The 21,553-nt window shown below is 72.9% G+C and carries 19 protein-coding genes and 1 pseudogene; 13 read left to right on the top strand and 7 right to left on the bottom strand.

Annotated elements, in window-relative coordinates; genetic code table 11:
* The first annotated feature begins 110 nt into the window (after positions 1-110).
* The 7 genes and pseudogenes from C4U44_RS09225 to C4U44_RS09195 all read left to right on the top strand — a co-directional run bounded on the left by C4U44_RS09225 (position 111) and on the right by C4U44_RS09195 (position 7,874).
* A complete protein-coding gene (locus C4U44_RS09225; protein WP_103885159.1) occupies positions 111-1,352 on the top strand; it encodes a substrate-binding domain-containing protein in 1,242 nt (413 codons plus the stop codon).
* A 5-nt stretch (positions 1,353-1,357) separates the two neighbouring features.
* Complete coding sequence (locus C4U44_RS09220) at positions 1,358-2,227, top strand: ABC transporter ATP-binding protein (protein ID WP_103885158.1); 870 nt, start codon at positions 1,358-1,360, stop codon at positions 2,225-2,227.
* A gap of 41 nt (positions 2,228-2,268) precedes the next feature.
* Positions 2,269-2,973 (top strand): annotated as a pseudogene (locus C4U44_RS09215) (ABC transporter ATP-binding protein); the annotation flags it as partial.
* A gap of 203 nt (positions 2,974-3,176) precedes the next feature.
* Positions 3,177-4,064, top strand: a complete 888-nt coding sequence (locus C4U44_RS09210; RefSeq protein WP_103885157.1) for a branched-chain amino acid ABC transporter permease — start codon at positions 3,177-3,179, stop codon at positions 4,062-4,064.
* 86 nt (positions 4,065-4,150) lie between these two features.
* Positions 4,151-5,239 (top strand): branched-chain amino acid ABC transporter permease, encoded by a 1,089-nt coding sequence (locus tag C4U44_RS09205; protein ID WP_235031951.1) that lies wholly within the window; start codon positions 4,151-4,153, stop codon positions 5,237-5,239.
* A complete protein-coding gene (locus C4U44_RS09200; RefSeq protein WP_103885156.1) occupies positions 5,236-6,204 on the top strand; it encodes an alpha/beta fold hydrolase in 969 nt (322 codons plus the stop codon). Before C4U44_RS09205 ends, C4U44_RS09200 begins: the two co-directional genes overlap by 4 nt.
* A gap of 143 nt (positions 6,205-6,347) precedes the next feature.
* Positions 6,348-7,874 carry an extracellular catalytic domain type 1 short-chain-length polyhydroxyalkanoate depolymerase gene (locus C4U44_RS09195; RefSeq protein ID WP_103885155.1) on the top strand — a complete coding sequence of 509 codons (1,527 nt, stop codon included), beginning with the start codon at positions 6,348-6,350 and terminating at the stop codon, positions 7,872-7,874.
* Positions 7,875-7,925: 51 nt separating this feature from the next.
* On the opposite strand, the gene C4U44_RS09190 is transcribed toward C4U44_RS09195, so the two are convergent.
* Complete coding sequence (locus C4U44_RS09190; RefSeq protein ID WP_103885154.1) at positions 7,926-9,914, bottom strand: helix-turn-helix domain-containing protein; 1,989 nt, start codon at positions 9,912-9,914, stop codon at positions 7,926-7,928.
* An 85-nt stretch (positions 9,915-9,999) separates the two neighbouring features.
* On the bottom strand, positions 10,000-10,830 hold the full coding sequence (locus C4U44_RS09185) for a 3-hydroxybutyrate dehydrogenase (RefSeq protein WP_103885153.1): 831 nt from the start codon (positions 10,828-10,830) through the stop codon (positions 10,000-10,002).
* Between the two features lie 269 nt (positions 10,831-11,099).
* Here C4U44_RS09185 and C4U44_RS09180 point away from each other — a divergent pair, with 269 nt between their 5' ends.
* A complete protein-coding gene (locus tag C4U44_RS09180; protein WP_103885152.1) occupies positions 11,100-12,317 on the top strand; it encodes a glycoside hydrolase family 76 protein in 1,218 nt (405 codons plus the stop codon).
* A 117-nt stretch (positions 12,318-12,434) separates the two neighbouring features.
* On the opposite strand, the gene C4U44_RS09175 is transcribed toward C4U44_RS09180, so the two are convergent.
* Positions 12,435-13,457: an NADP-dependent oxidoreductase gene (locus C4U44_RS09175; protein ID WP_103885151.1), complete on the bottom strand. Its 1,023-nt coding sequence runs from the start codon at positions 13,455-13,457 to the stop codon at positions 12,435-12,437.
* A 142-nt stretch (positions 13,458-13,599) separates the two neighbouring features.
* Here C4U44_RS09175 and C4U44_RS09170 point away from each other — a divergent pair, with 142 nt between their 5' ends.
* On the top strand, positions 13,600-14,487 hold the full coding sequence (locus tag C4U44_RS09170; protein ID WP_103885317.1) for a LysR family transcriptional regulator: 888 nt from the start codon (positions 13,600-13,602) through the stop codon (positions 14,485-14,487).
* Between the two features lie 510 nt (positions 14,488-14,997).
* On the opposite strand, the gene C4U44_RS09165 is transcribed toward C4U44_RS09170, so the two are convergent.
* The 3 genes from C4U44_RS09165 to C4U44_RS09155 form a co-directional block, all read right to left on the bottom strand.
* Entirely contained in the window at positions 14,998-15,666 is a 669-nt protein-coding gene (locus C4U44_RS09165; protein ID WP_103885150.1) for a Type 1 glutamine amidotransferase-like domain-containing protein, read from the bottom strand.
* A 343-nt stretch (positions 15,667-16,009) separates the two neighbouring features.
* Complete coding sequence (locus tag C4U44_RS09160; protein WP_103885149.1) at positions 16,010-16,936, bottom strand: 2-dehydropantoate 2-reductase; 927 nt, start codon at positions 16,934-16,936, stop codon at positions 16,010-16,012.
* Positions 16,933-17,445: a CGNR zinc finger domain-containing protein gene (locus C4U44_RS09155; protein WP_160145001.1), complete on the bottom strand. Its 513-nt coding sequence runs from the start codon at positions 17,443-17,445 to the stop codon at positions 16,933-16,935. Before C4U44_RS09155 ends, C4U44_RS09160 begins: the two co-directional genes overlap by 4 nt.
* 180 nt (positions 17,446-17,625) lie before the next feature.
* Here C4U44_RS09155 and C4U44_RS09150 point away from each other — a divergent pair, with 180 nt between their 5' ends.
* Both C4U44_RS09150 and C4U44_RS09145 read left to right on the top strand, forming a co-directional pair.
* Positions 17,626-18,075, top strand: a complete 450-nt coding sequence (locus C4U44_RS09150) for a hypothetical protein (RefSeq protein ID WP_103885147.1) — start codon at positions 17,626-17,628, stop codon at positions 18,073-18,075.
* 146 nt (positions 18,076-18,221) lie between these two features.
* Positions 18,222-19,331 (top strand): PP2C family protein-serine/threonine phosphatase, encoded by a 1,110-nt coding sequence (locus C4U44_RS09145; RefSeq protein ID WP_103885146.1) that lies wholly within the window; start codon positions 18,222-18,224, stop codon positions 19,329-19,331.
* A 151-nt stretch (positions 19,332-19,482) separates the two neighbouring features.
* Here C4U44_RS09145 and C4U44_RS09140 read toward each other — a convergent pair whose 3' ends face one another.
* Entirely contained in the window at positions 19,483-20,085 is a 603-nt protein-coding gene (locus C4U44_RS09140; RefSeq protein ID WP_200823183.1) for a TetR/AcrR family transcriptional regulator, read from the bottom strand.
* Between the two features lie 161 nt (positions 20,086-20,246).
* Between C4U44_RS09140 and C4U44_RS09135 the strand changes: the two genes are divergently transcribed.
* Both C4U44_RS09135 and C4U44_RS41480 read left to right on the top strand, forming a co-directional pair.
* Positions 20,247-21,209 carry a zinc-dependent alcohol dehydrogenase family protein gene (locus tag C4U44_RS09135; RefSeq protein WP_103885145.1) on the top strand — a complete coding sequence of 321 codons (963 nt, stop codon included), beginning with the start codon at positions 20,247-20,249 and terminating at the stop codon, positions 21,207-21,209.
* Between the two features lie 168 nt (positions 21,210-21,377).
* Positions 21,378-21,551, top strand: coding sequence for a hypothetical protein (locus C4U44_RS41480; RefSeq protein WP_160145000.1), 174 nt, complete (start codon positions 21,378-21,380; stop codon positions 21,549-21,551).
* Positions 21,552-21,553: the final 2 nt, after the last annotated feature.

Raw genomic sequence — 21,553 nt, 5'->3', positions numbered from 1 at the left:
GCGCGGAGAAACGGAAACCGCCCACATATCGGCGGGCAGGGCCTGCTTCTACGGTGGGCCCCCCACACCCCCTGTGCTGCCGTCGGGTGGCAGACCCTTTGGAGCCGGTCATGACACGTTCCCGCGGTACGGGCCCCGGATCCCGGCCCTTCCTCGCCCTGTGCGTCCTCGGCGCCAGCGCGCTGCTCGCGGGCTGCTCGTCGGCCGGAACGGCGGGCTCCTCCAGCGGGAGCGGCGGCGGTTCCGCGCACGCGCCGGTCAAGGTCGGGCTGGTCTACTCGCGGACCGGCCCGCTCGCCGCCTACGGTACGCAGTACGAGCAGGGCTTCAAGGCCGGGCTCTCCTACGCCACCGGCGGCACCGGCAAGGTCGACGGGCACGAGATCCAGGTCACCGAGGAGGACGACACCGGCGACCCGGCCACGGCCGTCGCCGACGCCAAGGGGCTGATCGGCAAGGGCTACAAGATCCTCGCCGGGACCACCGACTCCGGCGTGGCCCTCCAACTGGCGCCGCTCGCCGCGCAGAACCAGACGCTCTACATCGCGGGGCCGGCCGCCACCGACGGGATCACCGGCATCAACAAGTACACCTTCCGCTCGGGACGCGAGAGTTACCAGGACATCGCCGCCGCCGGGTCCCTGATCGGCGACCCCGCCGGCAAGAAGATCGTCGTCCTGACCCAGAACTCGGCGTTCGGCCAGGGCAACGTGACCGCGGTCAAGGCCGTGCTCGGCACCGGGTCGGGCGGGGCCAAGGTCGATTCGGTGCTGGCGCCGCCCAGCGCGACCGACCTGACCCCGTTCGCCCGGCAGGTCAAGGCCGCGAAGCCGGACCTGGTCTACGTGGCCTGGGCCGGTGCGACCGCGCCGGCGCTGTGGACCGCGCTGGACCAGCAGGGCGTCCTCGGCAGCACCAAGGTCGTCACCGGGCTGGCCGGCGTCGCCTCCTACCCGATCTTCGGCAGCGCGGGCGGCAAGATCTCCTTCATCGCGCACTACTTCCCCGGCGCGGGCGCCGGGAACAAGGTGGAGACCGCGATGCTGCAGGGCATCACGAAGGCCGGCGGCACGCCGGACCTGTTCTCCCCCGACGGGTTCACCGCCGCCCAGATGATCGTCCGCGCGATCCAGGGCAGCCCGACCGACACCTCTGCGATGGTCTCCTCGCTGGAGGGGTGGACCTTCGCCGGGCCGAAGGGGAGCGAGACGGTGCGGGCGGCCGACCACGCGCTGGTCCAGCCGATGTTCCAGGCCCGGCTGACCGGGACCGGCGCGTCCGCCAAGCCGGCGCTGCTGGCCGCCGTACCGGGCAGCAGCGTCGCGCCGCCGGCCAAGAAGATGGCGGGCTGAGCGGGATGGGGTCCGCGAGCACGGCGCGCTCCGTGGCGGGGGACGGGCCGGGCGGCGCGGGCGGGCCCGGAGCGGCGGGCCGCTCCGGCGCACCCGCGTCCGCGGAGGGTCCGGGGCCGGGCGCCGGTTCCCCGCCGTCCGTGCTGGGCCTGAGCGGGCTGGCCTGGCGGGTCGGCGGCGCGACGATCCTGCAGGACGTGTCGCTGGACGTGCGCCAGGGCGAGTTCCTCGCCTTCATCGGGCCCAACGGGGCGGGCAAGACCTCGTTGTTCAACCTGATCAGCGGGCTCCACCCGGCCACCTCGGGCACCATCACGCTGGACGGCGCCGACATCACCGGGCTGCCGGTGCACGCCAGGGCCCGACGCGGGCTCGGCCGGACCTTCCAGACCTCCAGCCTGTGGCCCGCGCTGACCGTGGCCGAGCACATCCGCCTCGCCGCCCAGGCCGCCGCCGGGGGCTCGTACCGGATCTGGCGGCGCGCCGGCCGGTTCGGGCCGCAGGTGGCCCGCACGCTGGAGCGGACCGGGCTGGGTGACCGCGCCGGCGCGCGGGCCGCGGCCCTCTCGCACGGCGAGAAGCGCAAGCTCGAACTCGCGGTCCTGCTGGTCGCCGAGCCCCGGCTGATGCTCCTGGACGAGCCGATGGCCGGGGTCAGCGCCGAAGAGGTGCCCGCCCTCACGGAGTTGATCCGTTCGCTGCACCGCGACGAGGGCCGCACCGTCCTGATGGTGGAGCACCACATGGACGTCCTCCTCGGCCTGGCCGACCGGCTCGCCGTGATGCACCACGGCACCCTGCTCGCCCTGGACACGCCCGACGCCGTGATGGCCGACGCCACCGTGCAGCAGGCCTACCTCGGGGAGGACCTGTGAGCGCCGCGACCCCCGCGCACCCGCCGACTCCCCCCGGTCTGATGGCCGTTCGCGATCTGCGGGTCGTCATCGGGGGGCGGCACATCCTGCACGGCGTCGACCTGGACGTGGCCGCGACCGGCGTCACCGCGCTGCTCGGCCGCAACGGCGCGGGCAAGACCACCACCGTGCGCGGCATCCTGGGGCTCACGCCGCGCACCGGGAGCGTCCGGCTCGGCGGCACGGAGACGGTGCGGATGCGCACCCACGAGCTGGTCGGGCTCGGCGTCGGCTACGCGCCCGAGGAGCGCGGGGTGTTCGCCGCGCTCACCGTGGCGGAGAACCTGCGGCTGGCCGAGCGGCCGGAGGCGGGCGAACCGGACTACGCCCTGGTGCACCAGCTCTTCCCCGAACTGCGGCAGCGCGCCCGGCAGGCGGCCGGCACCCTGTCCGGCGGGCAGCAGCAGATGGTCGCCATCGCGCGCACCCTGCTCAACGGCAACCGGCTGATCATCGCCGACGAGCCCACCAAGGGTCTGGCGCCGAAGGTGGTCACCGAGGTCGCGCACGCGCTGGAGCGCGCCGCGGAGGCCGTGCCGATCCTGCTCGTCGAGCAGAACCTCGCCGTGGTGCGCCGCCTGGCCGGGCAGTGCGCCGTCCTCGCCGACGGCCGCACCGCTCACCGCGGGCCCGCCGCCGACCTGCTGGCCGACGCGGAGGCCGCCCGCCGGCTGCTCGGTGTCGGGCGGCGACCCGCCCCGGCGCACGGCCCGTCCTCCGTCGCGGCCGGCCTCGGTCAACCGCTCCCGGACGGCGGCGAGTTCGCGGACCGTGCGCACACCGCGACCGCGAAGGAGGCCGCGACCGAGGCCGCCGCAGCCCGGGCCACCGCACCGGGTGCCCGCTCCCCGGCGGGCGCCACCGACATCCCGGCGGACCCCGCCGGCCGGACCGCGGAGGGCGACGCCTGATGGCCACCGTCATCCTGCTCACCGTGACCGGCCTCGGCCTGGGCGCGCTGTACTTCCTCATCGCGTCCGGACTCTCGCTGATCTTCGGCCTGATGGACGTGCTCAACTTCGCGCACGGCGCGCTGCTGGCCGTCGGCGCGTACGCCACCTGGTGGGCCGCGTCCGGGCACCTGCCGGGCGCGGGGTCCGGCGGGTTCGGCTTCGTGCTGGCCGTCGCGTTCGGCACCGCGGTCGGCACCGCCGCCGCGGCCCTGCTCGAACTCGCCCTGATCCGGCCGCTCTACGCCCGGCCCCGCGAGCAGGTGCTGGCCACCGTGGGCGTCGGCCTCGCGGTGCCCGCGCTGCTGTCGGCGATCTGGGGTGCCGACGCGCGGCCGTTCCCCACGCCCAAGGCGCTGTCGGGCACCTTCGGCCTGCTGGGCGCGCGCATCCCCGTCAACCGGCTGGTGCTGGCCGCGGCGGCGCTGGTGGTGCTGGTCGCGCTCAAGGCCTTCCTGCGCCGCACCCGTTACGGCCTGATCGTGCGCGCGGGGGTGGAGGACCGCGCCATGGTCACCGCGCTCGGCATCGACGTACGCAAGGCGTTCACGCTGGTCTTCGCGCTCGGCGGGGCGGCCGCGGCCCTCGGCGGCGCGCTGGGCGGCGTCTACTTCGGCTCGGTCGATCCCGGCCAGGGCACGTCCCTGCTGATCTTCGCCTTCGTGGTCGTCGTGATGGGCGGCATGGGCTCGCTCACCGGCGCCGCGCTGGCGTCCGTGGCGGTCGGCCTGGTCCAGCAGTTCGCCAACTACTACACCACCGCGGGGCTCGGTGACCTGTCCGTCGTCGTGCTCCTGGCCGCGCTCCTGTTGCTGCGGCCGAGCGGGCTGACCGGGAGGCTCGCGTGAGCACCACCGCAGGGACCGGCGCCGCCCGCACGGCCGCGGGCGAGGAGGAGGGCACCGCCATGCCGCTGCCCGTCGCCACCCCCTCCATGCGGCTGCGCCGCGCCGCACGCTGGTGGCCGGCCGCCTTCGGCGCCGCACTGCTGCTGGCCCCCTACAGCGCGCTGCCGCTGCCGGGCCTGCTCGACGGGCCGATCGGCAGCGCGGGCAACCTGCAACTCCTCGCCCTGTGCCTGGTGTTCGGCGCCCTGGCCACCGGCTATGACCTGCTGCTCGGCCGTACCGGGCTGCTCTCCTTCGGCCACGCGCTCTACTTCGCCGCGGGCAGCTACGCCACCAACACGATCATGGTCGAGTCCGGGCTGTCCTTCGCGGCCTCGGCCGTGCTCGGCGTGCTGGCCGGCACCGCGCTGGCCGCCCTGCTCGGCTCGGTGAGCCTGCGGGTCGGCGGCATCGCGTTCTCGATGGTGACCCTCGCCTTCGCGCAGGCCGGCTCGATCCTGGTCGAGCGGGATCCGGGCGGCGCCACCGGCGGCGAGGAGGGCCGTGCGGTGCCGGCGGGCCGGCTGCCCGGGGCGCTGATCGGCATCCAGCACACCGTCAACCTCTACTGGATCAGCCTGGCCTACCTGCTGGTGACGCTCGCGGCGGTGACGTGGGCGGTCCGCTCGCCCGTCGGACGGGTCTGGGAGGGCATCAAGGAGAACGAGCGCCGGGTCGAGGTGACCGGCCTGCGGCCCTACGGCTTCAAGCTGGTGGCGTTCGTCCTGGCCGGCGCGCTGGCCGCGCTCGGCGGCGTCGTCCACCTGCTGCTGACCGGCGGCGCGACCCCGCAGACCACCACCTCCGACTTCACCCTCTCGCTGCTGGTCATGGTGGTGCTCGGCGGGTCCGGCAGCCGGTGGGGGCCGCTGATCGGCGGCGTGCTGTACACGTGGGCCGACCACCGGCTGGGCGACCTGGCCGGGTCCGGGACGGTGGGCGGGCTGCCCGCCGTCCTGCGGGTGCCGCTGTCCCAGCCGCTGTTCCTGCTCGGCACGCTGTTCGTGGCGGTGGTCTACCTCCTGCCGGGCGGGGTCGTCCGGCTGCCGGAGCGGATACGCTCCGCCGCACGCCGGGTCCCGTCGCATCCCACCCCGTCCCCCAGCGTCCCCTTGCGGGAGGAGCCGTCGCCATGAGCCCCACCGATGCCAACGCCGGTACCGGCAGCAGCAATTGGAGCGGAGCCGCCGACCCGGCGGGCCACCCGCCGTACGAAGAGGTGCGGGTGGCGGTCGACGGCGGCGAACTGGCTGTCCTGCGCTGGCCCGCGGCCGCGCCGGACGCCCCCGCCGTACTCGCCCTGCACGGCATCACCGCCAACGCGCTGAGCTGGGCCCGGGTCGCCCACCACCTCGCCGGACGGGCCACCCTGATCGCGCCCGACCTGCGCGGTCGCGCGGCCAGCGCCGGGCTGCCCGGACCGTACGGCATCCCCGCGCACGCGGAGGACGCGGCGGCCGTGGCCCGCGCGCTCGGGCTGCGCGCGGCGGTGCTCACCGGGCACTCCATGGGCGCGTTCACGGCCGCGCTCACCGCGGCCCGCCACCCGCGGCTGTTCGGTGCGGCAGTGCTCGTCGACGGCGGCGTGGGCTTCCCCGCGCCGGTGGAGCTGTCAGCGGACGAGCTGCTCACCGCCGTCATCGGCCCGGCGATGCGGCGGCTGTCGATGACCTTCGCCGACCGCGCCGCGTACCGGGCGTACTGGCAGGCCCATCCCGCCTTCCGTGCCGCGTGGTCACCCTGGGCGGACGCCTACGTCCAGCGCGATCTCGTCGGCACGGAACCGGAGTTGCGGTCGTCCTGCCGGATCGAGGCGGTCCGTGTGGACGGGGTCGGGCTGTTCGCCCCCGAAGTGCTGGACGCCGTGCACCGGTTGCCGTTCCGCACGCCTCTGCTGTGGGCCGAGCGCGGGCTGATGGACGAACCGCAGGGCCTCTACGATCCGGGGCGGCTGGCCGCGGCGAAGCTCGACCCGGACCTGGTGGTGCCGGTCGCGATGCCCGGCACCAACCACTACACGGCGCTGATCGGCGACGAGGGCGCCCGGATCGTGGCCGGCCATCTGCTGGCCGCCGCCGAGGCGCGCTCCGCGCAGGACTGAGCGCCCCGCGACACCCTCAACCACCATGCAAGCGGGCGCTGTTGTGTCGGTTCGCCACGTGGATGTCCCCGGCACCCGGTCGTAGCGTCCAGCGCCAGTGGCCGCGCCGGACGACGCGGCGACCCCCCACCCAGGAGCCCCCCATGCACGTGTCGACTTCGGGCATCCGAAGAGTCCTGACCCGCGCCACCGCGTCCGCCGCCGTCATCGCGCTCGCGGCCGTGCTCGGCGCCGCGGTCACCGCCGGGCCCGCCACCGCCGCGCCGGCCGCCTCCGCCGCACCCGCCGCGTCCGGAACCCTCCAGCAGGTCTCCGGCTTCGGCTCGAACCCCGGCAACCTCACCATGTACGAGTACGCGCCGGCGAACCTGCCCGCCGGTGCGCCCCTGGTCGTGGCCCTGCACGGCTGCACCCAGACCGCCAGTGACTACTACGCCGACTCCGGCTGGCAGAAGTACGCCGACCTGTGGGGCTTCGCCGTGGTCTTCCCGCAGACCGGCACCGCCAACAACATCCTGTCCTGCTTCAGCTGGTTCGACTCGGGCAAGGACACCCGCGGCCAGGGAGAGGCGGCCTCCGTCGCCTCCATGGTCGGCCACGCCGAGAGCCAGTACGGGTCCGACACCCACCGGGTGTTCGTCACCGGCCTGTCCGCGGGCGGCGGCCTGGCCGCGGACCTGCTCGCCGACTACCCGGACGTGTTCGCCGGCGGCGCCGTCGACTCGGGCCTGCCCGCGCAGTGCGCCACCACGCAGGCCGCCGCGTCCGGCTGCCAGAGCGCGAGCCAGAACCTGACCCCCGCCCAGTGGGGCGCCAAGGCCCGCGCCTCGGACCCCGGTTACGGCGGACCGTGGCCGCGGGTGGCGATCTGGCAGGGCACCTCCGACACCACCGTCGCACCCGTCAACGCCACCGAGCTGCGCGACCAGTGGACCGACGTGTGGGGCATCGGCCAGACCCCCTCCAGCACCGCCACCCTGACCGGCGGCACCACGCAGACCATCTACAACGACGGTTCGGGCAAGCCCGCCGTGGAGCTGTACCAGGTCTCCGGAATGGGCCACGGCCTCGCGGTCGACCCCGGCTCCGGCACCGCCCAGTGCGGCACCGCGGGCGCCTACTTCCTCCAGTCCATCTGCTCCACCTACTACACCGGCCTGTTCTGGGGCCTGGACGCCGCCGGCACCGGTGGCGGCGGCACCACGCCGCCGGGAGTGCCGTCCGGCCTCACCGTCGGCACGGTCACCAGCAGCTCGGTGGGCCTGAGTTGGGGTGCGGTCTCCGGCGCGGGGTCGTACGCGGTCTACCGCAACGGCACCAAGGTGGGCAGCACGAGCGGGACTTCGTACACCGACACGGGCCTGGCCGCCGCGACGCGCTACACCTACACCGTCACCGCGGTGAACCAGGCCGGGGAGAGCGCCGCGTCCGCCGCCGTCACCGCCACGACCGCGTCGGGCAGCACACCGCCGCCCGCGCAGTGCTTCACCGGCAGCAACTACAGCCACGTCACGGCGGGCCGCGCGCACGACGTCGGCGGCGTGGCCTACGCCAACGGGTCCGGCCAGTCCATGGGCCTGGACAACGTCTTCTACAGCCACACCCTGGAGGAGACCTCGCCCGGGTACTACGTCCTCGCCGACAGCGGCTGCCCGGCCGCCGTGCGCTGACCCCTCCCGCGCGGCCCGGCAGCCTGGCCGGGCCGCGCGGTTCGGCCGGGATCAGCGGGCGCGGGGCACGGCCGCCTTGCCGGACAGCAGGTGCAGCCGCAGGGCCAGTTGGAGTTCGAGCGCGTGCTCCGGCTCGTTCCAGCCCGGGCCGAGCAGCGCGTGGATGCGGTCGAGGCGCTGCACCACGGTGTTGACGTGCAGGTGCAGCGCGTCCTTGGTGCGGGTGAGGGTGCCGCCGCAGGCGAAGTACGCCTCCAGGGTGCGGACCAGTTCGGTGCCGCGCCTCGCGTCGTACTCCAGCAGCGGGCCGAGCGTGGCGGTCACGAACGCGTCGACGTCGCGGCCGTTGCCCAGCAGGACGCCGAGGAAGCCGAGTTCGAGGGTGCCGGCGCCGTCGCCGATCCGGCCGAGGGACTGCAGGGCCCGCAGGCAGCGCAGCGCCTCGCCGTACGCGCCGGCCAGCGCCGTCGGCCCGGCGGCGGGTCCGCCCGCGCCGACCGTGACCGGTGCGCCGACGAGCTGGGTGAGGTGGGCGACCGCGGCCCGCGCGACCTCGCCGGGCGGCACGCCGTGATCGGGCAGCAGCAGCACCACGGCCCCGGCGTGCTCGGCGCTGATGCCGTCGCTGCCGAACAGGTGGCTGACGGCCGCGCCGGCGAGCTTGTCGTGGCACTCCGCGGAGGTCTCGGCGACGAGCAGCAGGCAGGGCCGGTCCAGTTCCACGCCCAGCCGCCGGCCGCGGACCACCAGCCCGGCCGGGTCACGGCCGGCCGCCGTCAGCAGGTCGGTGACGAGCTCGCCGCGCACCCGGTTCTCCGTCTCCGCGACGGAACGGCTGAGCAGCAGCAGGAGGGCGGTGACCACGCCGGCCCGCTCGAACAGCCGGCGGTCCGGGTCGTCGAGCTGCTTCCGCCCGTACAGCACCAGGCTGCCCAGGAGTTCCGGCCCGGCGAGCACCGCGCAGTGCCACTGGCCGTCGCGGAACACCGCCCGGGCCGCGGCGTTCGCGTCGGCGGCGTACCGCATCAGGTCGGCGGGCGCCGGCTGCCGGTGGACGAAGGGCGCGCCGCCCCGGCTGACGGCCGCGAGCGTACGCCCCTGCGGGTCGTGGATGCCGATCGCGCCGTCGAGCAGCCCGGCGACCGCCGCGGCCACCTCCGTCAGGTCGCCGCCGCGCAGCACCAGGTCGGTGAGCCGGTCGTGCGCCTCCTCGGCGCGTTGCGTCGCGGCGGCGTGCGCCTGGATCACCGTGCTCGCCTCGGCGAGGTCGGTGACGGCCTTGGCGGTGTCGATCGCGATGGCGGCGTGCGCGGCCAGCGAGCACAGCAGCGCCACTTCGTCCGGGGTGAAGGGCCGCGGAGTGCGGTCGGCGGCGAAGAGCACCCCGATGACCTCGCCGCCGTCCCCGCCGCGCCCCTTCACCCCGGACGAGATGGCGCCCCGGGAACCGGCCGGGCCCCCGGAACCCAGCAGCAGCGGCACCCCGAGGATGCCGACCAGCCCCTCGTCCAGCACCCCTTCGTCGATCGACCCGGTGTGCCGGAAGCGCTCGTCGGTGCGGTAGTCCGGGGTCGCGTACGGGCAGGCGGTCTGCGCCACCAGGCCACCCAGCCCGTCGCCGTAACTGAGCCGCAGGTTCTGGAAGAGAGGCGAGACCGAACCGTCGGTGACCCGCATGTACGTGTCGCCCGCCTCGGTGTCCCGCAGGGTCAGGTAGGCGGTGTCGGTGCCGAGCAGCATCCGGGCCCGCCGGACGATCGACTGGAGCACCGCGTCGAGGTCGCGGAGCGCGGCGAGGTCCGAGGCGGTGTCGAAGAGCGCGGCCAACTCGGTCTCCCGGCGCCGGTGCTGGCGCAGCGCCCCGCGGATGCGCAGCGCGGTCCCGGTGGCCGCCTCCAGCTCCGACAGGTCCGCCGGCCGCATCCCGTCCAGCCGGGCCCGCGCGGCCACCGCCCCGTACTCCTCGGCGGGCGCGTCCCGCGCGACGAGGTCGAGCAGCAGGCGGATCGACGCGGCGATGGGGGCGGGCGGTTCGGACATGTGGGGTCACCGTGCCGTGGGAGGGGGACGGGAGCGGGGCCCGCGGGCGCGGGTCCCACCACACTAGGGCCGTTGCGGCCGGTGGTCAGTGCGCGGTCCACCCGCCGTCGAGCGGCAGCGAGGTACCGGTGACGTAGCCCGCGTGCGCGGAGCACAGCCACAGCGCGGTGGAGGCGACCTCGACCGGCTCGATCAGCCGCTTGATCGCGGTGCGTTCCAGCATCACCTCGGCCACCACGTCCGCCGGGGGGATGCCGCGGGCGGCGGCCTGACCGGCGATCTGGTCCTCCACCAGCGGCGTGCGCACGTAACCGGGGTTGACGCAGTTGCTGGTCACGCCGTGCTCGGCGGCTTCGAGCGCGACGGCCTTGCTGAGCCCTTCGAGGGCATGCTTGGCGACCACGTAGGCCGCCTTGTACGGGCTGGCACGCAGGCCGTGCACCGAGGAGATGTTCACCACCCGGCCCCAGCCGCGCGCGTACATCTGCGGCAGGGTGCGGCGCAGGATGCGGAACGGCGCCTCGACCATCACCCGTTGGATGTGGGTGAAGCGCTCCGGCGGGAACTCGTGGATCGGGGCGATGTGCTGGAGCCCGGCGTTGTTGACGACGATGTCGGCGTCGTCGGGCAACGCGTCCACCGCGTCGGGGTCGGCCAGGTCGGCGACCACGCAGGTGCCGCCGATCTCGGCGGCGACCCGACGGGCGGCGTCCGCGGCCCGGTCCACCACGTAGACGGCCGCGCCGGCCTCGGCGAGGGCGACCGCGCAGGCCCGCCCGATACCGCTGGCGGCGCCGGTGACCAGCGCGGTGCGCCCGGCCAGGAACCGTCCCGCGGCCAGGCCGGCCACGGCGACGCCCGCCGCGGGCGGGGGCGGCGTCGCGGGGGCGCCGCCGGGGCTCTCGATGCTCTCCATACCCGCCACGCTAGGAACATCCGGAGACCCGGCACACGTCGTCCGCCGCCATAGTTGGCGCGCCGGGCGTGGTGGCCTCCTCCATGACCGGCCCGAGGGCGGCCCGGCCCGACCGAGGGAGGGACCCCTTCTTAAAAACGATGGACAAACATCGCGCACGAGCCTTACCCCCCGCGGGGGATGCCTGGGAGACTGGCGATCCGCAACTTGACAACGTTGTCGGCCCGATGCTCTGCCGCGCCCGCGGCAGGCGGAATGGAGGCGCTCCCATGCGCTCACGTCGTCTGGAACTCTCCCTGACCGGCGCCGTCGTGGCGGTCCTCGCCGCCGGAACCCTCGGTGCGGCGGCCCCCGGCGCGGCACGGGCGGCGACTCCCGCCACCGCGGCGGCGGCCTCGCACCAGGAGGGGACGACGGCCCGTACGAACGCGGCCCGCGCCACCGCGACCTACGCGGCACTGGAGAAGTACCTGGGCACGACGGACGGGTCCGGGCTGTTCCACGAGCAGTATCCGGTGGCGGCCGGCGACAACGCCTACTCGTACGAGTGGCCGCTGTCCCAGGTGCACGTCGCGGCGCTGGACATCTCGACCGTCGACCCGCGTGCGCGGGGGAAGCTGGCCGCGGTGGACAGAGCCCAGGAGCACTACTGGAACGCCGCCGGCGGCACGACCGGGGTGGCGGGCTACGACTCGTACGCCGTCGCCCCGTACGGAGCGGGCGGCGACCTGTTCTACGACGACAACGAGTGGGTGGGGCTGGAGAAGGTCCAGGACTACCTGCAGAACGACGACCGTTCGGCACTGTCGCGGGCCGAGCAGATCTTCACGCTGGTCGAGTCCGGGTGGGACACCGATGCGAGCCACGCCGCACCCGGCGGCGTCTTCTGGACCCAGGCGTCCTGGAGCACCGACCGCAACACGGTGTCCAACATGCCCGCCGCCGAACTCGGCCTGCGGCTCTACCAGATCACCGGCAAGCGCACCTACCTGGACAACGCCAAGCGGTTCTACGACTGGACGAACGCCAACCTGCAGAGCCCGGACGGGCTCTACTGGGACCACGTCTCGCTGACCGGCGACATCGACCAGACCGTCTGGTCCTACAACCAGGGCGTGCCGATCGGCGTCAACGTCCTTCTGTACCAGGCGACCCACGACCGCACCTACCTGGCGCGCGCCGAGCGGATCGCCAAGGCGGCGTACGACTGGTACGTCACCGGCGACCGGCTGAAGAGCCAGCCGGTGTACTTCAACTCGATCTTCTTCAAGAACCTGCTGCTGCTGGAGTCCGTCACCGGCGGCGACACCTACCAGAAGGCGACGGCCGCGTACGCCGACTGGGTGTGGACGAGCGCCCGCGACCCGAAGACCGGCCTGGTGCGCTTCGATACCGGCGGCACCACGCAGTCGATCCAGCAGGCCGCGTCGGCGCAGATCTTCGCGGTGCTCGCGTGGCCGCGGTCGAAGTGGTCGACCCTGTACTGAGTCTCCCGCCCGGGGCTGGTCGTCCTGGCGGTCCCGCGATGGGGCCGCCAGGACCCGGCCCGGGCCCCGGCCGGCGGTCGACGGCTCGCACCTGCCGCAGGCGCCCGCCCCGGCCGGTCAGGCGCCTGCTCCGGCCGCTCCGGCCGCTCCGGCCGCTCGGACGATGATCTTCCCCTGGTTCTCGCCGCGCAGCATCCCCAGGAACGCGTCCACGATGCCGCCGAATCCGTCCACCACGGTCTCGTCGAGCCCGATCCGCCCGCTCTGCAGGTGCGGCACCACGAACGCGTACAACTCGTCCTGCACGTCGCGGTAGTCGCTCACCAGGAAGCCCTCCATGCGCAGGCTCTTCTCGACGATGTCGGGCAGGTTGCGCAGCGCGTAGGGCGTACCGGTGCTGTTGTACTGGGAGATCGTGCCGATCCGCACGATCCGGCCGTACGGCCGCAGCGAGGAGATCGCCGCTTCGAGCTGCTCCCCGCCGACGTTGTCCATGTACAGGTCGATCCCGTCGGGCGCCGCCCGGGCGAGGAGTTCGGCCGACGGGCCGGAGCGGTGGTCGAAGACCTCGTCGTACCCGACCTGCCCGGTGAGGTGGGCGGCCTTCGCCGCGCTGCCTGTGCTGCCGACCAGCCGTCCCGCGCCCATCAGCCGGGCGAGCCGCCCGGTGGCCGTCCCCACGCCGCCGGCCGCCGCGGAGACGAACAGGTCCTGGCCCTCGCGGAGTTCGGCGATTCGCGTCAGTCCCACGTAGGCGGTCAGGCCGGTACCTCCGAGGATGCTCAGGTGCGCCGAGAGCGGCGCTCCGTCGAACCGCGGGATCACACGGGTCTGTTCGGGGGTGACGACCGCGTGGGTGCGCCAGCCCAGCCGGTGCAGCACGATCTCGCCCTCGCGGAGCGCCGGATCGCGGGAGTCCACGACCCGGCCGAGGGTGCGGCCCTCCAGGGGGGCGTGGAGCGCGAAGTCCGCGTCCATCATCTCGCGGTGGTACGGGTCGACCGACCAGTACAGGTTCTCCACCAGCGCCGTTCCCGGGCCGGGCACCGGCAGCGCGGACTCGACGAAGGCGAAGTGGCCGGGGGTGGGGAAGCCGTGGGGGCGGGCGGTCTGGTGCACGGTGAGCGCGGTCTCGGTCATGGCGGCGACGGTAGGGAGGAATGCGGAGCCCGAGGAGGGGGTTGGGCTCATGGAACGGCCCGATCCATGAAGAGCCCTCATAGAAGCAGGTGGGAACCCGTTGGCAGCCGCCTCAGCCATCTCAGCCGCCCTGCTGCCTCCCGTGCCCGGTGCGGCGGCCGCCGCCGACCTGGCGCCGCACGAGCTCCGCATCCTGGTGGCCGTGGACCGCGAGCGCGGCTTCTCGGCGGCCGCCAGGGCGCTCGGCCTGACCCAGTCCGCGGTCTCGCACTCCGTCCGCGGGACCGAACGCAAGGTCGGGGCGGTGCTCTTCGAGCGGGGCCGCAAGGGCGCGACCCCCACCGCGGCCGGCGCCGCCGCGGCCGCCCACGCCCGCCGGATCCTGCGGCTGCTGGAGGCCCTGGCCGCGGAGGCCCGGGGCGCCGAACGGGGCACGGTCGCCGGCCCGCTGCGGATCGCCGCCTTCCGCAGTGCCGCCCTCCACCTGCTGCCTCCCGTCCTTGAGCGCCTAGCCGCCCGCCACCCGGGTATCGAGCCCGAGGTGCGGGTCGTGCGCGAGCTGGGCGCGGGCGTGGCCGGCGAGGTCGCCGAGGGGCGCGCGGACGTGGGCATCGCCACGCTCGGCGCGGCCCCGCCCGCAGCCGCCGGGCTGATCGGCGACGTGCTCGTCGAGGACCCGTATCGGCTGGTGCATCCGGCGGGCCACCCCGCCCCGCGCTCCCTGCCGTTGGTCGACTGGCACGAGAACTGCGGTTCCGCCACGCGCCGTTGGTGGGCCGGACAGGACTGGATACCGAAGGCGACCGTCCTGGCCGAGGACGACGGGGCCGTGCTCTCGATGGTGAGCAGCGGACTCGGCATGGCGATCATGCCCGCGCTCTCCCTCGACGGCGCACCGGAGGGCGTCGAGACCGCCGCTCTCGGGCCCGAACCCCCGACCCGTACCGTCGGCTACGTCACCACCCCGGAGCTGGCCGCCACCACTCCCGTCCGCGCGCTGATCCGCGAGCTGCGAGCGGCCCGCCGGTGAGGGCGGGGGCGCGGCCGAGCACGGGGAACTGCTGATGCGGCCGGGCCGAGGCGCTGTTGGGGGCGTTGGTCACCGCCGCGGACATCGGCGCCGCAGGGTCATGCGCCGTCCCTGTGGGACCCGCTTCAGACGGTGGGTGCCGTGGTGAGCATCCAGCGGCTGAAGGCCGCGTACCGGGCCGCGAACTCCTCGGCGTCGGCTGCCCGTTCAACGGCGTCCGCGTGCACACGGACCTCGTCGAAGCGGGCGGTGCGCTCGGCCTCGTACCGTGCGAGCGCCGTCGCGGTGTCCGGCCCGGCGTCGTGGAACCAGGTGTCGATCCCGCTGCCCAGCGCGCGGACTGCGGTGCCGACGACGGCTCGTGGTGCCGGGTCGGCAACGCCGTCGGCGCGGTGGCCTCCGGGGATGCCGAGACCCGGCTGACCCTGCAGGTTCGCGCGCCGCCATTATGCCGATGCTGACGCCGTCGCAGGAAACCACTGCTTCCGGGGCTCACCGCCCCACGTTGCGTCAGGGCTGGAATCGCCACCGGCCCTCGGAGAGCACGTCCACCTTGCCGTCCCTGACGCGCACGGCGGTCTCGTCGTCGATGAAGTAGATCGGAAAGTCCGCTCGCGCGGTGATGCGATCAGCCCACGCGTCGTCGCGCTCAGGAAAGTCCTGTGAGTACAGGTGGGGCTTGAGGTACCAGTCGAAGAGGCCGAAGGGCGGCTCCACGTCCGTCGCGCCGAGCACGTGGAGGTCCGCGGTGTCCCCGATGACGTCGGCGGAGTGTCCGGTGAGATTGCGGCTGAACACCATCGACCCGGCACTGACCCCCACGTAGACCCGGCTCTCCAGCGCCTCCAGGAAGCCGCCGGCCAGGCCGTTGCCGGTGATGCTGCGCGCGAGGTGGTACTGGTTACCGCCTTCGACATGGATGACGTCGGCGTGGAGCAGCCGGTCGAGCGCCGTCTGCCGGGGCAGCCCGTTCAGCTCCAGAACGTCGAACTCCCGCCAGCCGAGGCCGTACAGCCGGTTCATGTCCGCGACGAACCATCCGTGGTCCCCGGGCTGAGCGACCGACGCCGTGGGAACGAACACGACGTTCGCCGATCCGAACGGCTTTCCCAGCATGTCCCGCAGTGCGTCCCGCAGCGTCTCGTTGCGCAGGCCACTCGCCGTCAGCAGAAGGTTCATCGCGCGAGCGAAGCACGACTGACGGGCGGGGCGCAACGCACTCGGGCTCTGCCGATACCGTCATGGAACGCCCGCATCCGCAGCACCAACCAGGGGGCCCAGCCGGGTGAACACACGTTGAGCGCAGCGTGAGGCGACAGACCTGTGTGAGTTGCCTTCGTCCCGCAGCCCAGGAGGCAGAGCCAAAGTCGATCGCCGAGTCCCCCGTGGCGTCCAAGGGATCGAACCCGTAGGTCCTCGGCCTGCTGCCACGCCGAGTCTCCGAACCCACGGGTACCGGGTATTGCCTCGACGCCTCAGCACGGACCGAGTTCCCCTTCCGCGCCGGCGCACCTGGAGGACTTCAGAGGGTGGCGAGTCGGTTCTGGTAGACGCGAAGGCGGGCTGTCGCGAGCTGGATTCGCGGGACATCCACTCCGTGCGCGGCGGCGTAGTTGAGGAAAGCACCCAGCATGGGTTCGACTTCTACGGGGCGTCCGGCGGTCATGTCGCGGAAGACGGATGTGGTGGCCGGTGATCCTTCCTGGGTGAGCGTGCCGGTAATGCTCTGCAGGCGCTTCGCGCCGAGTGGGTGCCCGGCCGCCGCGGCCACGGAGGCAGCTTCGGCGGCAATCGCCCTGGCGATGCCCAGCCCGTCGGGTGTGGCGATCGCCTCACCGACAGGGGCGCTCATGAGCGTGGTCAGGGAGGTGGTGGAGACGATGAACGCCCACTTCTGCCACATGTCGGCGAGGATCTCCTCGCTGAGGGTGAAGCTGATTCCGGGCACGTCGAGCCTGTGCACGGCATCTGGTACCGGCTGCCCGGTGGGACTGCCGACGGTCAGGCCTGCCATCGAGGTGAGCTGATGGATCGAACCATCAGGCTGTTGGGCTGCCGCGATCATGGCGACGGCCCCGAGGACGCGGTCCTCTCCGTACTTGTCGGTGAGGACCGCGAGGTGGTCGACGCCGTTCAGGAGGGGCAGGATGCGGGTGCTCTCGCCGACTGCCGGGGCGATCTGCGCTGTCACGGCGTCGATGGCGTCGGCGCGGGTGGCGAGGATGACGACATCGAAGGGCGAATCAAGTTCTGCTGCCGTAATGACTTCCGGGGTCAGGAGGCTGGTCTCGGAGGGCGTGACGAGCCGTAGCCCGTTCTGCCGGATGGCACTGGCCCGGGCGGGGCGCAGGAGGAAGGTCACGGGTAGGCCGGCTTGCAGGAGGCGGCCGCCGTAGTATCCGCCGGTACCGCCGGCTCCGACGACCAGGACTCGGGGGCTGTGGTTCATGGGGTGTTGTCCTGTTCTCCTGCTTTGCGGCGAGCTCGTGAGGCTCGCAGGTTCGCGATGTTCCCGCAGGTCTGCGAGTCGTGCCAGACCGCGTTCGTGTTGCGGGACTGGTCCCAGAACGCGACTCGGCACTCTGGGCTGCGGCACACCTTCAGCCGGGCCCAGGCCCCGGTCAGCTGTGCGTCATGGACGGCAAGCAGGACGCGCTCGAGAACAGCCGTGACGCCACTGGATGCCCCTGGGGTGTGCACGGAGCCATCCGGGGACAACCGGAAGGCGATCGGTGCCTCAAGGAGGCCGTCGCCGGCCGAGGGGGCCGGTCCGCCTTCTTCCCGGTGGACCAGCGCGGCACGCAGGGCATCACGCAACGAGCGCAGCGCCGCCGTGTCCACCGTTCCGGCAGGGATCCCCCGTCCGTGCATCCAGGCGTCGGCGCGCTCCGGCGTTGCGAGCAGATCCGGAGAGTTCGAGCGCGCCTTGGGTGCCGCAGTGTTCAAGAGTTCCTGCACCAATCGCAGTCCACCCGGGGCTGCTGCGACACGAAAACGGTCGGCCATCCCCTCCCTCGTCCCCGGGGTCCGCGCGCCACCATCATCCATGACGCAATCGTAACCCTTTTGCCCCTGTCGTGCGACAGGGGCAAAAGGGTTACGGTGATGTCAGTGGCTTTCAAGGAAGGAGCAGGAGCAATGACGAGCTATCCGGGCAGCGGCGACGCCGCCAGGCAGCGCAGGGACTACACGCCGGAGTGGCTGGGGAACCTTGCCGACGACGTCACCATGGAGGCGTCGGTACTGACCGGCATCATCAAAGGCCCGCAGGCCGTACGCGAGATCCTCTCGTTCGCGCGGACGTTGTACGACTACCAGGACTTCCACGTCATCGGGCGCTACGGTGACGCCGACTTCGTCGAGGACTACACCGCGACGGTCCACGGGGAGCCGATCGGCAGCATCGTCGTGGTCCGGTTCAACGAGGCCGGCCAGACCCAGAACATCGTGATCAACCATCGGCCGCTGAACTCGGTGCTGCTGTGGTCGAAGCTGATGGGCGAGCACTTCGCCGGCACCGACTACGCCGACCACTTCCTGCAGCCGGAGGACATCGACAAGCTCCAGGGCCGACGGGAGGGACCGTGAGCCGATCGCTGCACTACGAAGTCCGCGTCTCCGACCTCGAACCCGTGGCGGGGCAGCCCCTGCCCGGCGGCGCCGAGCCGCAATGATCACCCACATTCCACCCGCTGTGCCGGGCGCAGCGCGGCATCAGGGTGTATGCAGGAAGGATGCGGTACCAGCCCGGCGACGGCGACTGGTCCTGGCACCAGAACCGGGGCCTGGTGTGGGTTCCGCTCGCGCTGATTCTGATGATCACGTTCGCCGACGTGCTCTCCCCGCAGGACATTCACCTCGGCCCGCTGCTGGTCGTCGCCCCAGCACTGACCGCGTCCTTCGGTGGATCCCGGTTCACCGCCGCCATCGGTGCGCTGGCCGTCGGTGCCCTGCTGACGATCGCCGCGGTGCGCAACAGCATCACCACCGCCAACCACATATCGCAACTGGTGGCGCTGGTGCTGATCTCGGTCTTCACGGTGATCTTCTGCAGACTGCGGGAACGGCACAGTGCTGAACTACAGCAGGTCAGATCAGTAGCCGAGGCGGCCCAACAGGCAATGCTGCACCCGATACCCGAAGGGATGGGCGCACTGCGGCTCGCCGCCACGTACCAGGCAGCCGCCGACCAGGCCAGGATCGGCGGTGACCTCTACGCGGCGGTCCGCGCCAGAAATGGCACCCGGCTGCTGATGGGCGACGTCCGCGGCAAGGGGCTCGGCGCGATCGACGACGCGGCGCTGCTGCTGGGTGCGTTCCGCGGCGCCGCGCACCGCGAGCTGAGCCTGCCCGAACTGCAGCAGGAACTGGAATCCACCCTCGTATGGGGGCTGGCGCAACCGACGCGCCAGGACACCCGGGCGGACGAGACCTTCATCACCGTTGTCCTCATCGACATCCCCGACCACATCCCGGTGGTGCACATCCTCAACAACGGGCACCCAGCGCCGCTGCGGCTGCACTCCGGACAGGTCGAGGCTCTCAGCCCCGCCGATCCCGCCCTGCCCATCGGCGTCGACCTGACGCCGGCCGGGGACGCGACCGTCGACACCTTCCCCTTCACCGCCGGCGACATACTGCTGCTCTACACCGACGGCGCCAGCGAAGCACGCAACGCGCAAGGGCACTTCTACCCCCTGGCAGACCGCCTCGCATTCTTCGGCGCGGGCCGCACTCCCCGCCAACTGCTGGACCTGGTTCGCGACGACCTGCTCGACTACAGCCACGACCTCGGCGATGACGCCGCGCTGGTCGCCGTCATGGCGCGCCGGACAGCGAGATGACGTTGGTGTAAGGCGAAAGCGTCCAACGGCCGCTGCACGGCGAGGCATGGTGTGCCGGGACGCACGGATCGGCAACCTTGAACCGCGAGTGCCGCCGACTCGCGGGCAGACCCGGCGACCTGACCCACGCGGCCACGGCAACGTCGGCGGGTCACGCCACAACCCCACGTGATCCCGTCTCCGGTGCGGCGCGGAACGCCTCGATCACGTAGGCAGCGAAGCGGCGGGAGGACGTGAGCCGGGCCGGGCGGGGCGCGTGCTGGAGGCCCTGGTGGGCGGTGAGCATGAGGATCAGGTCGTCGACGACGAAGTCGGGGCGCAGCCGGCCGCTCTCCTGGGCACGGCGGGCCAGTTCGGCGACGGCGCGCACGGTTCGCTCACGGTCGGCGACGAAGTCCATGGACTCGGGGAAGGCCGCCATGAAAGCGTCGGCGAATCCGCGACTTTCTGCGTGCAGTTCGCAGATCCGCTCGATCAGGAGCTGGAATCCGTACCACGGGTCCGACCGCGTGAGGGCATCGCGGACGGCAGCGTGGCAGGCGCGGCGCTGCTCGGTGAACGTCTGCGACATCAGCGCCTCCTTGGTCGGGAAGTGCCGGTACAGCGTGGCGGGGGCAAGGTCCGCGTGCCGGGCGACCTCGCGCATGGGTGCGCTCAGGCCCTCCTCGCCGAACACCCTGCGGGCAGCGTCCAGGATGCGCACCCGGTTGTCGCGCGCATCGGCGCGCACGGTCTGAGGCAAGTAGCCAGTCATCGTCTCTCACTTCAGCCAAACGGACGGGGGCGTCCGTTACGGTCCGAATGGCGGTGCCGCCGCCCCGCCCGGCGATCCAGCGGGGGCCCGACGGTGGGGCCCGTTCGATACCCACGGTCGCAGCAATCGCGCCCGGCCGTCCATCGACCCAAGGAGCAGAGATGAAAGCCGTCGCCATCAGGACGTTCGGAAGCCCTGAGGGCCTGGAGGTCGTCGACGTGCCCGTGCCGATTCTCGCCCCGGGGCAGGTGCGAATCGGCACCGAAGCGATCGGTGTGGGCGGTGTGGACGCCGTGATCCGCCGGGGAACGCTCGCCACCTACGGCTTCCGGGAGGGCCATCTCCTCGGCAGCGAGGTCGCGGGAAGGGTCACCGCGGTGGGAGAGGACGTGGACGCCTCATGGATCGGGCAGCGGGTATGGGCGTTCACCGGCCTGTCCGGTGGGTATGCCGAGCAGGCCGCCGCTTCAGTCGATGATGTGTTGCCGCTGCCCGACGGTCTGACCTGCGCCCAAGCGGTCGCTCTCGGTGGGTCCGGCGTGGTCGCCCACTTCGCCTTGGAAAGGGCCCGCTTCGCAACCGGGGAGACGGTGCTCGTGCGTGGTGCGGCGGGCAGCATCGGTATCACAGCGGTCCAGCTCGCAGCCAGGAACGGGGCGGGCTCGGTGGCGGTCACCACTTCATCGGCCTTGCGTGGTGCGCGACTTGAGGAACTGGGTGCCACGCACGTCCTGAACCGCTCCGGCGAGGGCGGCCCGGACGCACCGGCGGGCTTTGACGTGGTGATCGATATCGTGGGGGGTCCCCAGCTTCCCCTCTTCCTGGACAGATTGAACGCCAACGGGCGGTACGTGGCCGTCGGCGTGGTCGGTGGGCAGCCGCCGGCGGACTTCGGCATGCGGCTGATGGACGGCTTCCGCAGATCACTGACGTTCGCCACCTTCAGTTCCGACACCGTGCCCGGCCCCGACCGGCAGGCGGTGCGGGCGACCCAGTTCGCCGATGCAGCGCTCGGGGACCTGCGCACGATGGTGGACGAGGTGCTGCCGCTGGACCAGGCGGCTGTGGCCCACCGCAAGATGGACGCGGGAGAAGTCTTCGGGAGGATCGTGCTGGTGCCCTGAACGGAGCATCGGCGTTCGCTGCGCCCGGCAACGGAAAACGGCGCGACTCCGGGCACCCAGCTTTTCACCTTGGTGGGCTGATCCCCCCATGATCAGAGCCGCGTCGTCAAAAGCTGGGCCGCGCCGCCAGGCTTCGGCCGTGACGCCGGCGGTCACGTCCTTGTCGAGGTGGACGGGCAGGCCGAGGGCCTCCTCGGCGCGTTCACGCAAAGGGACGTCGTGCCAGTGCCGCAGGCGGTGCGCATCGCGGTCGATGCCGAGCGCGTGGTCGCGGGGCCCGACCATGCCGATGCCGACACCGGTGATCCGGCCGGAGGTGTCCGGGCGGTCACGGGGCCTTGAAT

Source organism: Actinacidiphila yanglinensis (assembly GCF_900107965.1).
Lineage (GTDB): Bacteria > Actinomycetota > Actinomycetes > Streptomycetales > Streptomycetaceae > Actinacidiphila > Actinacidiphila yanglinensis.
The sequence above is the reverse complement of the archived record's forward strand: the minus strand, read 5'-3'. Positions and strand labels throughout refer to the sequence as shown.